At 71.4% G+C, this 14762-nt stretch carries 15 protein-coding genes and 2 pseudogenes; 11 read left to right on the top strand and 6 right to left on the bottom strand.

Annotation, left to right across the window (positions count from 1 at the left end; genetic code table 11):
• The first annotated feature begins 54 nt into the window (after positions 1–54).
• Complete coding sequence (locus tag E1286_RS09955) at positions 55–450, top strand: hypothetical protein (RefSeq protein ID WP_132610950.1); 396 nt, start codon at positions 55–57, stop codon at positions 448–450.
• Here the strand turns inward: E1286_RS09955 and E1286_RS09950 are convergent.
• Complete coding sequence (locus E1286_RS09950) at positions 447–1070, bottom strand: TetR/AcrR family transcriptional regulator (RefSeq protein WP_132610948.1); 624 nt, start codon at positions 1068–1070, stop codon at positions 447–449. The two genes, E1286_RS09955 and E1286_RS09950, sit on opposite strands and share 4 nt — an antisense overlap.
• A 70-nt stretch (positions 1071–1140) precedes the next feature.
• Between E1286_RS09950 and E1286_RS51990 the strand changes: the two are divergent.
• From E1286_RS51990 to E1286_RS09940, 4 genes and pseudogenes are all read left to right on the top strand, one after another.
• Positions 1141–1410: pseudogene (locus tag E1286_RS51990) on the top strand (hypothetical protein); the annotation flags it as partial.
• Between the two features lie 73 nt (positions 1411–1483).
• Positions 1484–1864: pseudogene (locus E1286_RS51985) on the top strand (MFS transporter); the annotation flags it as partial.
• Positions 1765–2520, top strand: a complete 756-nt coding sequence (locus E1286_RS51220; RefSeq protein ID WP_425464747.1) for an MFS transporter — start codon at positions 1765–1767, stop codon at positions 2518–2520. The pseudogene E1286_RS51985 and the gene E1286_RS51220, both read left to right, overlap by 100 nt.
• Positions 2517–3707, top strand: a complete 1191-nt coding sequence (locus tag E1286_RS09940) for a metal-dependent hydrolase family protein (protein WP_132610944.1) — start codon at positions 2517–2519, stop codon at positions 3705–3707. Before E1286_RS51220 ends, E1286_RS09940 begins: the two co-directional genes overlap by 4 nt.
• 13 nt (positions 3708–3720) lie before the next feature.
• On the opposite strand, the gene glgX is transcribed toward E1286_RS09940, so the two are convergent.
• Both glgX and E1286_RS09930 read right to left on the bottom strand, forming a co-directional pair.
• Positions 3721–5859 carry a glycogen debranching protein GlgX gene (gene glgX, locus E1286_RS09935; protein WP_132610942.1) on the bottom strand — a complete coding sequence of 713 codons (2139 nt, stop codon included), beginning with the start codon at positions 5857–5859 and terminating at the stop codon, positions 3721–3723.
• An 81-nt stretch (positions 5860–5940) separates the two neighbouring features.
• A complete protein-coding gene (locus E1286_RS09930) occupies positions 5941–6366 on the bottom strand; it encodes an OsmC family protein (RefSeq protein ID WP_132610940.1) in 426 nt (141 codons plus the stop codon).
• Positions 6367–6522: 156 nt separating this feature from the next.
• Here E1286_RS09930 and E1286_RS09925 point away from each other — a divergent pair, with 156 nt between their 5' ends.
• The 5 genes from E1286_RS09925 to E1286_RS09905 all read left to right on the top strand — a co-directional run bounded on the left by E1286_RS09925 (position 6523) and on the right by E1286_RS09905 (position 10917).
• Positions 6523–7074, top strand: coding sequence for a sigma-70 family RNA polymerase sigma factor (locus tag E1286_RS09925; RefSeq protein ID WP_223189780.1), 552 nt, complete (start codon positions 6523–6525; stop codon positions 7072–7074).
• A 58-nt stretch (positions 7075–7132) separates the two neighbouring features.
• On the top strand, positions 7133–8023 hold the full coding sequence (locus E1286_RS09920; protein ID WP_132610936.1) for a maleylpyruvate isomerase family mycothiol-dependent enzyme: 891 nt from the start codon (positions 7133–7135) through the stop codon (positions 8021–8023).
• Between the two features lie 132 nt (positions 8024–8155).
• On the top strand, positions 8156–9358 hold the full coding sequence (locus E1286_RS09915) for a serine hydrolase domain-containing protein (protein ID WP_132610934.1): 1203 nt from the start codon (positions 8156–8158) through the stop codon (positions 9356–9358).
• A gap of 260 nt (positions 9359–9618) precedes the next feature.
• Positions 9619–10176: a hypothetical protein gene (locus E1286_RS47740; protein WP_165969670.1), complete on the top strand. Its 558-nt coding sequence runs from the start codon at positions 9619–9621 to the stop codon at positions 10174–10176.
• A 165-nt stretch (positions 10177–10341) separates the two neighbouring features.
• Positions 10342–10917 carry an HD domain-containing protein gene (locus E1286_RS09905; RefSeq protein WP_132610930.1) on the top strand — a complete coding sequence of 192 codons (576 nt, stop codon included), beginning with the start codon at positions 10342–10344 and terminating at the stop codon, positions 10915–10917.
• Positions 10918–10922: 5 nt separating this feature from the next.
• Here E1286_RS09905 and E1286_RS09900 read toward each other — a convergent pair whose 3' ends face one another.
• Positions 10923–12281 (bottom strand): ankyrin repeat domain-containing protein, encoded by a 1359-nt coding sequence (locus tag E1286_RS09900; RefSeq protein WP_246074656.1) that lies wholly within the window; start codon positions 12279–12281, stop codon positions 10923–10925.
• A gap of 184 nt (positions 12282–12465) precedes the next feature.
• Between E1286_RS09900 and E1286_RS09895 the strand changes: the two genes are divergently transcribed.
• Complete coding sequence (locus E1286_RS09895) at positions 12466–13179, top strand: DUF1707 SHOCT-like domain-containing protein (protein WP_132610928.1); 714 nt, start codon at positions 12466–12468, stop codon at positions 13177–13179.
• Positions 13180–13249: 70 nt separating this feature from the next.
• On the opposite strand, the gene E1286_RS09890 is transcribed toward E1286_RS09895, so the two are convergent.
• Together E1286_RS09890 and E1286_RS09885 are read right to left on the bottom strand one after the other, a co-directional pair.
• Positions 13250–14026 (bottom strand): sirohydrochlorin chelatase, encoded by a 777-nt coding sequence (locus tag E1286_RS09890; RefSeq protein ID WP_132610926.1) that lies wholly within the window; start codon positions 14024–14026, stop codon positions 13250–13252.
• Positions 14008–14736 carry a phosphoadenylyl-sulfate reductase gene (locus E1286_RS09885; RefSeq protein ID WP_132610924.1) on the bottom strand — a complete coding sequence of 243 codons (729 nt, stop codon included), beginning with the start codon at positions 14734–14736 and terminating at the stop codon, positions 14008–14010. Before E1286_RS09885 ends, E1286_RS09890 begins: the two co-directional genes overlap by 19 nt.
• Positions 14737–14762: the final 26 nt, after the last annotated feature.

Below are 14762 nucleotides of genomic sequence, written 5' to 3'. Positions count from 1 at the left end.
GGGCGATTCTCCGCTTAACGTGACAAGAGGGATGGGGACTGACTGGGAGGCACAATGGGCCTGGTAACCGCCCTCACAGGGACGATCGCCGTGCTCGCGGGGGTCTATCTGCTCTCCTTCTGGCTGCCGCACGGCGCTCCGCGCCGGACCAAGGTCACCCGTTTCCCGTCGGCGCTGGTCTTCTCCCATCCGGCGCTGGCGGTGTCGGCGCTGGTGTGCTGGGCGGCCGGCCTCGCCACGGGGAGCCGGGCGCTGGCCTGGGCGGCGTTCGGCGGGCTGGCGGCGGCCGCGCTGCTGGGCTTCACGATGTCCACGCGGTGGCTCGGGACGGGCCGGCACGGGACGGCCGCGCGCCGGTTCCCGGTGCTCGCGGTGACGCTGCACGGCCTGGCCGGGGTGGCGACGTTCACGCTGGTGTTCCTCACCGCCAGCGCGGCCCACGTCATCTAGCGGCGCGCCGGCCATGACGGGTGGTGGAAGGCGAACGCGGCGACCGATCGGCTGACCAGATCGGCCGCCTCCTCGCTGGACAGGCCGAGCTGCCGTACCAGGGCCACCCAGCTCTGGTAGCTGGTCTGCACGAACGCCACCGCGGCGGCCTCGTCCAGCGGCGCGCGCAACCGGCCGCTCTCCTGCGCGATGGCGAGAACCGACCGTACGCGCTCGAGCCTGATCTCGCGGGCGGTCGTCAGCGCCCGCTCCAGCTCCGGCGCGTCGCGGATCATCACCAGGGCGGCCAGCCTGTCCTCCTGTCGGGCCATCTCCTGGAACCACCGCCGGACGAACTCCCGCAGCGCTCCCTCCGGCGACCGGTGGTCCGTCACGGGGGCCGGCGCGAGCGAGGCGAACTGCTCGTTGATCGCGGCCATCGCCGCGGTCAGCAGCGCGTCCACGGACGCGAAGTGGTTGTACGCGGTGCGCACCGAGACGTCGGCGCGTTCGGCGATCGCGGTCATGGGCACGTTTGCGCCGCCGGTCTCCATCACCAGATCCATGGCGGCCGTCATCAGCCGCTGCCTGGTGCCCTCGATCGCCTGCGCCCGCTTGGTCATCGAGTATCTGCGCGCCACTGCCTCTCCCTCCCGCCCGGGATCAACAGGCCCGGATCAACAAGGTCATCACGCATAGACAATTGACTGCATGCCATCGTGCATCCAATTATGGTCTCCAGCCGCTTTCGGAGAGGAGGCTATGCGCATGGCCACGACGCCACAGCACGCAGAGCCCCACATGGCAAGGAAGGCGCTCATCGCGGCGTCGATCGGGAACTTCGTCGAGTGGTACGACTTCGCCGTCTACGGCTACAGCGCCGCGGTCATCGCGAAGGTCTTCTTCCCCGAGGGCGACGGTGCCGTCGCGCTCCTCGGCACGTTGGCGATCTTCGGCGTGACGTTCCTGCTGCGCCCGCTCGGCGGCATTCTGCTGGGCCGGCTGGGCGACCGCATCGGCCGGCGGCCGGTGCTCTCCCTGACCCGTGCTGCTCATGGGGGTCGCCACGGCCGTCATGGGCCTGCTGCCGTCGTACGCGTCGATCGGCGTCGCCGCGCCGATCCTGTTGCTGCTGCTCCGGCTCGCCCAGGGCTTCTTCGGCGGCGGGGAGTTCAGCGGCGCGTCCACCTACTTGGTCGAGTACGCGCCACCGGGGCGCCGAGGGCTGTGGGCCACCCTGTCCATGGCGACCGGTGTGTTCCCGTTCGCCGTGTGCGGGCTCGTGGTGTTCGCCGTCTCCGCGAGCATGGACCCCGCGACCTACGAGAGCATCGGGTGGCGGCTGCCCTTCCTCTTCGCGCTGCCGCTCGCGCTGGTCGGCCTCTACCTGCGGCTGAGGATCGACGAGACCCCGGCGTTCCGCGCCGTCGAGGACGCCGGCGCAGTCGAGAGGGAGCCGATGCGCACCCTGCTGCGCCACCACCGCCGCCCGGTCCTGCTGGCCTCGCGATCTCCTCGCTCAACGCCGTCGGGTCCTACACGGTCACCAGCTACATGCCGACCTTCCTCACCGAGCACGCGCGGCTGCCGCAGGCGACGGCGCTCGTCGCGAGCAGCTCGGCGGTCGCCGTCCTCGCAGTGCTGCTCCCGTTCAGCGGTCGGCTGGGCGACCGGATCGGACGCCGCCCGGTCATCCTGGTCGGCACGATCGGGATGGTGCTGCTCGCCGTGCCCGGATACCTGCTCGCCGGCCAGGGGTCCCTGGGGGCGGCAATCGCCGGTCAGCTGCTCATGGTCGTGCCGCTGTCCGGCATCTCCGCGGTGCTCGGCCCCGCCATGTGCGAGCTCTTCCCGACCAGTGTGCGCTACTCGGGCTCCGCGCTCGGCTACAACGTGGCGTACGCGCTGTTCGGCGGCACCGCCCCCTTCGTCGCCCAGTTCCTCATCACCCAGGCGGGGACACCGATCGCACCGGCCTTCTACATGGTGATCTTCGGCCTCGTGTGCCTGATCGCCGTCGCCAAGCTCCCCGAGACCTCCCGCATCCCGCTCCCAGAGACCCTTCCGCAGAGGCAGGAGAACCCAGTATGAACCGACTCGTGATCGCGTCCAGCCGGCTGTTCGACGGGGTGAGCGAGACGCCATTGGACAACGCCGTGCTCACGATCGAGGACGGCGTGGTCGCCGAGGTCGGGACGTACGCGGACGCGCCGCCGGCCGGCGCCGTGCACCTCCCGGACGCGACCATCCTGCCCGGCCTGGTCGACTGCCATGTGCATCTGCCGTTCGACGCGTCCGCCGACCCCGTCGCGTCGACCATGGCGAAGACGGTCCCCGCCGCGACCCTCCAGGCGGTGCGGAACGCGCAGACGCTCCTGCGGCACGGCGTCACGACCGTACGGGACGTGTCGTCGCCCCACGGCATCGCGATCGAGCTGCGGGACGCCATCGCCCAGGGACTTCTTGACGGCCCGGACATCCGTGCCTGCGGCACGCACCTCACCATCACCGGCGGGCACGGCTGCGCGTTCGGGATCGAGGTGGACAGCGTCGACGAGATCCGCACGGCGGTGCGCACCCAGATCAAGGCGGGCGCCGACCTGCTCAAGGTGATGGCGACGGGCGGCGTCTACTCGCTGCGCCAGACGCCCGAGGACGTCCAGTTCAGCGTCACAGAGCTGCGCGCCGCCGTCGACACCGCGCACGAGCGCGGGCTCACCGTGGCCGCGCACTCCGAGGGCGAGGACGGCATCCGGACGGCGCTCGAAGCGGGCGTCGACACCGTCGAGCACGGCAACCAGCTGACGCCCGAGCTGGCCAAGCGGATGATCGAGCAGGGCGCGTACCTGGTGCCCACCGTCGGTGCGTTCACCACCGTCGCGGCCTCGCCCGACCTGCCGGCGCCGTTCCTGCGCAAGGCCCGTCAGCTGGTGAAGCAGACCGAACGCGCGCTCGCCATCGCCCGCGAGCACGGCGTGAAGGTCGCGATCGGCTCCGACTCCGGCACCGCCCCCCACCTCGCATGGGAGGACCACCCGACGGCGCGAGAGGCCGCGTACCTCGTCGACATGGGCGGCTATGCCCCCGTCGACGCGCTGCGCTCCGCTACCCTGCACGGCGCGCAGGCGCTCCGCGTCGCCGACAGGAAGGGCTCGCTGGAGCCGGGCAAGGACGCCGACGTCCTCGTCGTCGCCGGTGACGCCACCGCGGACATCGCGGCGCTCACCCGCCCACTGGTCGTCGTCAAGCGCGGCCGGATCGTGCACCGCGCCGCGTAGCGCCCGCCGGGGCTCAGGACGGGCTGGGCCGGGCGGCCTTGCGGGGCTGGCGCAGGAGTTGCAGGGAACGGGCGGTGACGGCGACGACGTCGCCCGCCCGCCACTGTTCGTCGGCGAAGGCGTCCTCCACCGTGTCGCGGGTGGTGTCGAGGACCGGCAGCCACCCCGTGCCGAACTCCTCGCCCGGCAGCGTGAACGCCAGGCTCTCGTGATGGGCGTTGATCAGCAGCAGGAACGAGTCGTCGACGATGCGCTCGCCGCGCGGCCCCGGCTCGGTGATCGCCTCGCCGTTGAAGTAGACCATCAGCGACTTGGCGTAGCTGATGTGCCAGTCGCTCGCCGTCATCTCGCGCCCGCCAGGGGTGAGCCAGACGATGTCGCGCTTGCCGCTGTCGGGGTTGCGGCCGTGGAAGAAGCGGCGGCGCTGGAAGACCGGGTGCTCGCCGCGCAGCTTGGACAGCGCCCTGACGAACTCCAGCAGATCCGATTCGGTGTACAGCAGCGACCAGTCGACCCAGGCCAGCTCGTTGTCCTGGCAGTAGGCGTTGTTGTTGCCACGCTGGGTGCGGCCCAGCTCGTCACCGTGGGAGAGCATGGGCACGCCCTGCGACAGGAACAGGGTGGCCAGGAAGTTGCGACGCTGGCGGCGGCGGAGCGTGACGATCTGCGGGTCCTCGACGGGGCCCTCCGCGCCGCAGTTCCACGAGCGGTTGTCGTTGGTGCCGTCGCGGTTGTCCTCGCCGTTGGCCTCGTTGTGCTTGTGGTCGTACGAGACCAGGTCGTTGAGCGTGAACCCGTCGTGGCAGGTGACGAAGTTGATCGAGGCGACCGGGCGGCGGCCGGAGGACTCGTACAGGTCGGCCGAGCCGGTCAGGCGGGAGGCGAACTCGGGCAGCGCCGAATGCGTACCTCTCCAGAAATCTCGCACGATGTCGCGATATTTGCCGTTCCACTCCGTCCACAGGGGCGGGAAGTTCCCGACCTGGTAGCCGCCCGGCCCGACGTCCCACGGCTCGGCGATCAGTTTGACCTGCGAGATCACCGGATCCTGCTGGATCAGGTCGAAGAACGCGCTCAGCCGGTCGACGTCGTGCAGCTCCCTGGCCAGCGCCGAGGCCAGGTCGAAGCGGAAGCCGTCGACGTGCATCTCCAGCACCCAGTAGCGCAGGGAGTCCATGATGAGTTGCAGCGCGTGCGGGGAGCGGACGTTGAGCGAGTTGCCGCAGCCGGTGTAGTCGAGGTAGTAGCGCCGGTCGCCGTCGTGCAGGCGGTAGTAGGCGCTGTTGTCGATGCCCCTGAACCCCAGCGTCGGCCCCATGTGGTCGCCCTCGGCCGTGTGGTTGTAGACCACGTCGAGGATGACCTCGATGCCGGCCTCGTGCAGCGCCCGCACCATGGCCTTGAACTCCAGCACCTGCTGGCCGCGCGTGCCCGCGCTGGAGTAGCCCCCGTGGGGGGCGAGGTAGGCCATGGTGTTGTAGCCCCAGTAGTTGGTCAGCCCGCGGGCCACCAGGAAGTGTTCGGGGATGTAGTGGTGCACCGGCATGAGCTCGACCGCCGTCACGCCCAGCGACAGCAGGTGCTCGATGATCGCCGGATGCCCCACTCCCGCGTACGTGCCCCGCAGGTCGGGCGGCACGTCGGGGTGGCGCATCGTGAGCCCGCGCACGTGGGCCTCGTAGATGACGGTCTGGTGGTACGGGGTGCGCGGCGGCCGGTCGTTGCCCCACTCGAAGAACGGGTTGACCACCACGTTCTTCGGCATGTAGGGCGCGCTGTCCTCGGTGTTGCGCCGGCTCGGATCGGTGAAGTAGTAGGGGAACAGCGCCTGGTTCCAGGTCAGATCCCCGTCGATCGCCTTGGCGTACGGGTCGAGCAGCAGCTTGGCCGGGTTGCACCGGTGACCCTGGGACGGCTCGTACGGCCCGTGCATGCGGTAGCCGTAACGCTGCCCCGGCTGGATGCCCGGCAGGTAGCCATGCCAGACGAACCCGTCGACCTCGGGCAGCTCGATGCGCTCCTCGGAGCCGTCATCGTCGAAAAGGCACAGCTCGACCCGCTCGGCGACCTCTGAGAACACCGCGAAACTGGTGCCCACGCCATCCCAGGTGGCGCCGAGTGGATAGGGCTCGCCCGGCCAGACCTCACGCATGTGACCCGATTGTCGCACGCGAACACGCTCTTGGTCTCTTATTAACCCGAACGCTCTTCGAAAGACGACCGCAGGACAAGGTCAGAGCAACTCCGCCTTGAGGCTGATGCTGGTGCCGGCCAGGGCCTGGCTGACGGGGCAGTTGGCCTTGGCGTCCTCGGCGGCCCGCTGGAACTGCTCGGCCGTGATGCCGGGCACCCGGCCCCGCACGGTCAGCACGATGCCGGTGATGCCCTCGCCCGGCTGGAACGTCACGTCGGCGCTCGTCCGCAGCGACTCCGGCGGCGTGCCGGCGCCGGCCAGCGCGTGCGAGAGCGCCATCGAGAAGCAGGACGAGTGGGCGGCGGCGATGAGCTCCTCGGGCGAGGTCTTGCCGTTCGCCGACTCGGCCCGAGACGGCCAGGAGACGTCGAACGTGCCGGCCCCGGACGTGTCGAGCGAGACGGTGCCCGAGCCGTCGAGCAGGGCGCCCTTCCACTGGGTGGTGGCGGTGCGGGTGGTGGCCATGGCTATGTGTTCCCCTCCGTATGTCGACTTTCGACACTATCCCTACTCGGACGTGTCCCTGGACGGTCATCCCGCTCTACATTTGGTGCGAACAGTGACATGCGGCGGACATGCGGCTGAGCCGCCATGAACCGAAGACACGGGAGCGTGGTGCCAGTGGAGGCACCGTACGACGACCGCCTGCTGCACCAGCGGGTGGTCGGCGGCGACGAGTCCGCGCTGGGGGAGGTCTACGACCGGCTCTCCCCGCTGATCTTCGGTCTCTCCCTGCGGGTCACCAGGGACCGGTTGATCGCGGAGGACATCACGCAGGAGGTGTTCCTGCTCTTCTGGGAACGCCCGCTCGCCTACGACCCGGACCGCGGCACGCTGCGCGCCTGGCTGGCCACGATCGCGCACCGCCGCGCGGTCGACCACGTACGGGCCGAGGAGCGGCGCAGGGTGTCGGCGATCGGGCCCAGGCTGTTCGAACGCGAGCCTGTCAGGCTGGAGGACACCGTGCTCGCCGCCGACGAGGCCGAGCGGGTGCGGCAGGCGGTGAGCGCGTTACCCGACGGCTTACGGGAGGCGGTCGAGCTGGCCTATTTCGGCGGCAGGACCTACCGGCAGGTCGGCGAGGAGCTCGGCGTGCCGGAGGGCACGGCCAAGTCGCGCATCCGGCTGGCGCTGCGGCGCCTGGCCGGCGCGCTGGCCGAGGAGGAAGTGTGATGGGCGCCGGCTTGCCCTACGCGGGCCCGGCGTCCGTGCGTGCTCAGGAGGAGGTGTGATGGACCCCGTCGAGCGTCTCTACCTGGACGCGATGATGGAGGACGCGGCGGTGCCGGCCCACTCGCTGCGGCCCCAGCTGCTGGCCGGGGCCCGGGCGCGGCGCAGGCCCGCGGCCCCCACCGCGGACTGGGCGCAGCCGTACGCCGGCCGGGTGGCCGCCATGGACGCGCTGCTGGCCTCGGCCGTGGACGACGACTGGGCGCGCGTCATCGTCGAGGGCTGGACGCTCCAGGAGCTGGTCGCCCATCTGGCCGCCAAGGACGGTCTGGTGGCCGCCTCCGTCGGCGCCCCCGTGCTGGGCCCGCCGATGGGCGCCGCCGACTCGCTGGGCCGGACGGGCGACGTGCAGGCGTACGAGCGGGCGCGCAGCCCCGAGCAGACGCGTCGCGACTGGCGGGCGCAGGCGGACGCCCTGTGCCGTCACCTGGCGGCGCTGCCGCCCACCACCCCGGCCACGCTGGACGGGCTGGAGTTCGCGGTGCGCGACCACATCCTGGCCCGCGGGCTGGAGACGTGGATCCACGCGGCCGACGCGGCGCAGGTGGCCGAGATCCGCCTGCCCGACCCCGTCCCCGAGCACATCCGCCCGACGGCCGACCTGTGCGCCCGCCTGCTGCCCTGGACGATGCTCTTCTCCGGCCTCGACGGGGCGGGACACACCCTGCACCTCACGCTGACCGGCCCGGGCGGCGGCGAGTGGCGTGTCGCCCTCGGCGTGGCCGACACCGAGCCGGGGGAGCCGGACGTCCGCATCACGGCCGACGTGGTGAGATTCTGTTTCCTGCTGGGCGGCAGGGGAGACCCGGAGGATTTCCCCGCCGAAGTCGAGGGCGACCTTTCGCTCGCCCAGGACGTCCTCACCACGGCACTCGCTTTTTCCGGCCCTTAGTCCCGCAAATCGGACGAATTTCGAGTATGGCGCTTTTTCGGGATAAGTAAACGCGGGGAAAAGCGGGTTCCGCCGATGAGTTTCCGCCCGCCGGAGAGTCTGTCCTCACGAACCCGACGAAAAGGAGCTTCGATGAGCCCGAGCGGACTCTCCCCGGCGCGGCTGGACCGGATGCGCGACGTGCTGGGCGCCGCCGTGGAGCGCGGCGACGTACCGGGGCTGGTGGCGCTCGTCCACCGCCGCGGCGAGACGCACGTCACCACGGCCGGCGCCGCGCAGGCCGGCGAAGGCGCGCCGATGCGGCGCGACACCGTCTTCCGCATCGCGTCCATGGGCAAGCCGATCACCGCCGTCGCCGCCATGATCCTCGTCGAGGAGTGCCGGCTGCGCCTGGACGACCCGGTCGACGACCTGCTGCCCGAGTTGTCCGGGCGGCGGGTGCTGCGGCGCGTGGACGGGCCGCTCGACGACACGGTCCCCGCCGCGCGGCCCATCACCGTACGCGACCTGCTGACCTTCCGGGCGGGCTTCGGCGTCGTCATGGCGCCGCCGGGCGCGTATCCGATCCAGCGCGCGATGGAGGAGGCGGGGCTGACGGCCGGGGCCGACGGGCCGGGCTGCGGGCCGGACGAGTGGATCAAACGGCTCGGCGCGCTGCCGCTCGTCCACCAGCCGGGAGCGGGCTGGATGTACCACACCGCGGCCGACGTGCTCGGCGTGCTGATCGCGCGGGCCTCGGGGCGGCCTTTCGACGCGTTCCTGCGCGAGCGGGTCCTCGAGCCGCTCGGCATGCGCGACACCGGCTTCCACCTGCCCACCGGTGAGCTCGGCCGGCTGGCGGGCTCGTACGCGCCCGATCCGGCCACCGGGGCGCCGCTGCCGCGGCCCCATCCGCGCGACGGCGCGTGGGACCGTCCCCCGGCCTTCCCGTCGGGCGGCGGCGGACCGAGCCTGCTGTCCACCGCCGACGACTACCTGGCCTTCTGTCGCATGCTCCTGCACAAGGGGCGCTACGACGGCGGGCGCCTGCTGTCGCGGCCCGCGGTCGAGCTGATGACCCGCGACCACCTCACGCCGGAGCAGAAGGCGGGCAACGAGGTGTTCTTCGGCTCCGGCGGCTGGGGCTTCTGCCTGGCCGTGGACGGCGACCGGGACGACCTGGCCACGCGGACCGGCCGGTTCGGGTGGAGCGGCGGCCTCGGCACCTCCGCCTGCACCGACCCGGCGGAGGAGATGATCGGCGTCGTGATGACCCAGGTCGCCTTCACCTCGCCCAGCGCGCCGAGGGTGATCCGCGACTTCTGGACGTCGGCGTACGCGGCGATCGACGACTGATGTCCGGTATCAACGGAGAAGCCGCAAACATGGATCAAATAATCGTTTAATCACTCCTCCGGCGAACGCTAATGATTTGACGGGTTGTTTGGGTTCGTGGAGGTAAATGGGATTCTGCGTATGGGTACGTCTGATCATGTCCGAGTGCTCCTAGAAAATGAGCATCGGATTTCGGGTTTCTCTACCCATGGACGGAAATAATGCACGCAAAATCCACACGTATGCATACGTCGCGTCGCGGGCGTATCGCAGGGCTGGCTGTGGCCGTCGCCGCCGCCGGCTTCACCCTCCTTCCCGGCCAGGGGGTCGCCGGCGCGAGCGCAGGCGCAGCCGTCGTCCAGACTGGCCCCGGGTATGTCTCCGGTGAGAAGCCGCTGCTCCGCTGCGGCCGTAAATGCGCGTGGGGCCCCCGCTGGTCCCGCACCTTCTACGAGGTCGAGATCCACAACATCAACGAGAACAAGCGCCGCAAGGAGCAGCATCACCGCCACGACAGGCACGACAGGTCCGTGGTCGTCGAGGCGCCGCCGGTGGTCGGCGAGGCGCCGCCGGTGGTCGACGAGGAGCCCGTTGTCGACGAAGAGCCGGTGGTCGACGACAAGAAGCGGGACGACAAGAAGCGGGACGAGGACAAGTGGAAGTGGGACAAGCGGGATGTGGGGGACGACGGCGGCTGGGAGCGCGACAACTGGTGGCCCTTCCGCGATGACGTCGAGCCGGACAACACCATCGTCCGCGACATCTATTTCGACGACAACGGCGAAGTGAGCACCGACGAGCCGAACACCTACGGCGACAACGAATACTCCGGGCGCTAGCCCGGTGCGCGGCGGCCGGGCGTGAACCGCTCGCCGCGCGGACGGAACATGACGGCGGATGCCGTGACCGGTCGACCGGTCACGGCATCCCCCGACAGCCGGGCGGGGCACGGCGGCGGCGGAAACCGTCGTCTAGGCTCTGCGCCATGACGAGAGGGGGTCCTCGTGGCGGATGACGTGACGGGTCTGGCAGGGCTGCTGTACGAGTTCGGGCTGCTCAAGCGGTACAAGCGGACGGGATGGCTGGTCGCGGGCGTACGCGACCCCGAGAGCATCGCCGAGCACTCGTTCCGCGCGGCCGTCATCGCGGCGGTGATCGCCAGGCTGGAGGGCGGCGATCCGCAGCGGGCGGCGTTCATGGCCCTGTTCCACGACACCCAGGAAACCCGCATCACCGACATCCCGTACATCGGCAAGCGCTACCTCAAAGCGGCCTCCAACGAGGACGTCACCGCCGACCAGGTGCGGGGCGTACCGGCGGCGGTGGCCGACATGGTGAGCGACGCGGTCGCCGAGTACGAGGAGAAGACCAGCCTCGAAGCCGTCTGCGCCCGCGACGCCGACAAACTGGAGTGCCTCATCCAGGCCGTCGAATACCGCGAGCAGGGTCACCGCAACGTCCAGGGCTGGATCGACAGCTCGCTCGCCGCGATCACCACCGCGACCGGCAAACGCCTGGCCGAGGAGGCCCTGAGCACGGGCACCCTCGACTGGGTCGTCCGCGTCCTGAACGGCGACTGAAGCGCTCAGCTCGCCGCGGTCCGGGTGACGAGGTCCCTGGCGTAGTCGTCGTCGCTCTCCGCCAGCACGCGCTCCGCGCCCCGGCCGGCCCGGTCGTCGCCGCGGATCGCCAGGCCGCGGGTGGCCTCGGCGACCGTGCGCAGGTCGGAGTCGGCCAGCCGGGCCGCGAGGGCCTCCCTGATGCGGGGCGTGTCGGCGGCGAGCCCGGCGAGCCCGGCGGTGGCCCAGTCGCGGATCTCGGCGTCGTCGTCCGTCGTCATCGAGATGAGCAGCGCCAGGCCCTCCTCGTGGTCCGGCGGCAGCACGTCGGCCAGCGCGATCGGGTCGGTGACCGTGCGCTTGCGGCCGGGCCGCCCGATCAGGTCGAGCACGTACGGCAGCGCCCGCGGATCGCCCTGGTGGCCGAGCGCGGCCAGCACCGAGCGCAGCACCTGCGGATCGGCCTCCGTGGTCACCATCTTCTGCAGCAGCGGCAGCGTGCGCTCCAGGTAGGGCTTCTCGCCTTCGGCGAACCCGAACTGGGCGATCGCGTCGACCCCGAACTCCCGCTCCCTCGCGTCCTCGCTCACGCACAGCCGGGCGAGGACCTCGTACGTGGCCTCGTCGGCCCGCTTGGCGAGCGCGTCGGCCACGATCCACCACGTCTCGGCGTCCTCGTCGATGTCGCGGTGCGCCAGTGCCCGCGCCACCAGCCGCTCCACCGGCGGCTGGACGTCGACGGCCTCCTCCAGGAGGGTCGCGACGGCGGCGTGGCCGCGCTGGGCCTGCACCTCCTCGGTCTGCGAGCCGTCGGGCGAACGCCCGGAGACGGTGACCAGCTCGGTGCCGTCCTTGGCGTACTGGCGGGTCACGACGTACTCCCAGCTCTCCTGCTCGATCTGGTCGAGCAGGGCGCTCTCCAGGTGCACGCCCACCCAGTCGACGGCGATCTCGAGCGGGGTGTCGCCGTCGCCGTCGAACTTCTGCGGGTCGGCCCCGGCCTCCAGCAAGTCGCGCACGACGCCCAGCGCGCCGCGCCTGGCGGCCAGCGTGAGCGGGGTGTCGCCGTCGTCGTTGGTGGCGTCGACCTCCGCCCCCGCCTCGATCAGCACCCGGGCGACGGAGGCGTGGCCGTTGGCGGCGGCCCAGAGCAGGGCGGTCCAGCCGCCGGCCTCACGGGCGCCGACCTCGGCGCCGGCCGCGAGCAGCGCCTCGGCCACCTCGGTGCGGTCCCAGGCGGCGGCCGCGCACAGGGGCAGCCCGCCCTCTCCGCCTTCCTCCGCGGGCTCGCTGGGCCGGTTGGGATCGGCGCCGCTCGCGAGGAGCTTGCCCACGGTCTCGGTATCGCCGTTCAACGCCGCGCGGTAGAGCTGTTCCTCATGCATGACAGGGACCCTAGCCTGGACCGGCCGCGCCCCGGACCATGCCAGGGCCCCGTGTCATGAGGTGGTACGCGGCCCGACAGCGAACGGGTTCACCGCCCATGCCGGACGCGCATGGATCGAACGTCGTACGGATTCCTACCAAAGGAGGAGCTTCACGGCGGCAAAGACGCGATATGTTGCGTCTATGACTGATCCCGGTGGGGTCCGCGCGTCGGACGCCGAGCGCGAGGCCGTCGTCGAGCAGCTCCGTGTCGCCTCGGTGGAGGGTCGGCTCACCCTCGCCGAGCTGACCGACCGCACGGAGGCCGCCTACACCGCGACCACCCACGCCGAGCTGGCCCTGCTCACGCAGGACCTGCCGTCCGCCGGCATGACCGCGCCGTCGCCGTCGCCCGCCAGGACGGGCAGGAAGCGGCGGTGGTTCGTCGGCGTCATGGGCGACTCCAAGCGCCGCGGCACCTGGCGCATCGACCAGGAGCTCGGTGCGGTGGCCGTGATGGGCGACGTGCTGCTCGACCTGCGCGAGGCCGAGGTCCGCACGGACGAGGTGGACATTCTCGCCGTCTCCGTGATGGGCGACGTCAAGATCATCGTGCCCGACGGGGTCAACGTGGACCTGGACGGCGTGGCGATCATGGGCGACAAGAAGGTCGACGTCCTGGAGGGGGCCCCGGGCACGAACGTGCCCGTGGTGCGGGTGAAGGCGTACGCGGTGATGGGCGACGTCAAGGTGATCGGCGACGCGCAGGCCAAGCCGCTGCAGCGCGGGTTCGCGGCCTGGCGCGAGCACTGGCGGAAGCTGCACGGCGACGACTGGCGCGAGATCGGCCGGCAGCTGCGCGCCGACGGCCGCGAGCTGCGCAGGCAACTCCGTGACGACCGCCACCACGGCTACTGACGGACCACGGCTACTGAGGGATCACGGCTACTGAGGGACCACGGCGGCTGACGGGCGGCCCCGCCGCTCCTCAGCCGGCCAGCGGCACCGGTTGCCGCCGGGCGGCCTCGTAGCGTTCCAGCACCACCCGCACCAGCTCCGGAGCCGGGCCGAGCACGTCGGACACCACCTCGGCGCCCGCCTCCAGCGCCTCGCGGCGCACCTTGTCGGCGAAGTACCCCGGCGCCAGCAGGTACGGCGCCACGACGACGCGCGGCGCCCCGGCCCGCAGCAGCGCCGCCACGGCCTCGCCCGGAGCGGGCCCCGCGGCCGAGGCGTACGCGGGCGAGACCGTCCACCAGCCCGCCCGCCGCCACGACCGCGCCATCCCCGCGACGACCGCGTTGGCGCGCGCGTCGCTCGACCCCGCCGACACCAGCACCACCGCCGTGCCCGGGTCGCCCGCGGGGACGCCCGCCTCGGCCAGCCGCCGCTCCAGCGCGGACACCAGCAGCGGGTGCGGTCCCAGCGTGGCGCCGTAGCTGACGCGCAGCCGCGGCTCACGCGCCCGAGCCTCGTTCAGCGCCGCCGGGAGGTCCACCCGGCTGTGGTACGCCTCGGTGAGCAACAACGGCAGCACCACGGCCTCCTCCAGGCCGTGCAGCGCCTGACCCAGCGAAGGCGCGCAGTGATCGAGATAGGCCACCCGCACGTCCAGCGGCACCTGGTCGAGCAGCGCGGCCACGGTGGCGGCGGCCCGCGGGTCGCGAGACCCGTGCGCCACCGCCACCAGTGGCACGCCGCCGGGGGCCGCCCCGCCTGCCAACGGGACGGGACCCCTGTCGGGGATCACAGGTGAATGCCGCATTCGACCTTCCCCAGGCCCGCCCAGCGCCCGCTGCGCGGATCCTCTCCCTCCGCGACCTGCCGCGTGCACGGCGCGCAGCCGATCGAGGGGTAGTTGTCGTAGTGCAACGGGTTGATCAGCACCCCGTTGTCGGCGATGTAGTTGTCGACGTCCTCCTGCGTCCAGGCGGCGATCGGGTTGACCTTCACCATCTGCCGCTTGGCGTCCCACTCCACGACCTTGGTGTCGGCCCGGCTCGGCGACTCGTCGCGGCGGATGCCGGAGATCCACGCGAGGTACGGCTCCAGCGCCCGGTTGAGCGGCTCGACCTTGCGCAGGTAGCAGCACAGGTCGGGGTTGCGGCCGAACAGCCGGGGGCCGAGGTCGCGATCCTGCTCCGCGACCGTGCGCGACGGCTTGATGTCGATCACGTTGACGTCGTACACCTGCCGCACGGCGTCGCGGGTGCCGATCGTCTCCACGAAGTGGTAGCCGGTGTCGATGAACAGGACGTCCACGCCGGGCTTGACCCGGCTCACCAGGTCGATGAGGAGTGCGTCGCTCATGGAGGAGGTCAGGCACAGCCGGTCGCCGAAGGTCGCCGCCGCCCAGCGGATGATCTCGCGAGCGGGGGCGCCCTCCAGGAACGTGGCGGCGGACTCGACGATCTCCCGCAGATCGAGCTCGCCGCCCTGCTCTCTCAGACCGGCCTCGATGTCGGCCAGCGTCATATCTTCACTCCGATTCCGAGAAACTT

It is taken from the genome of Nonomuraea terrae, assembly GCF_004348995.1.
Lineage (GTDB): Bacteria > Actinomycetota > Actinomycetes > Streptosporangiales > Streptosporangiaceae > Nonomuraea > Nonomuraea terrae.
This window is presented reverse-complemented; position numbering and strand designations above follow the sequence as displayed.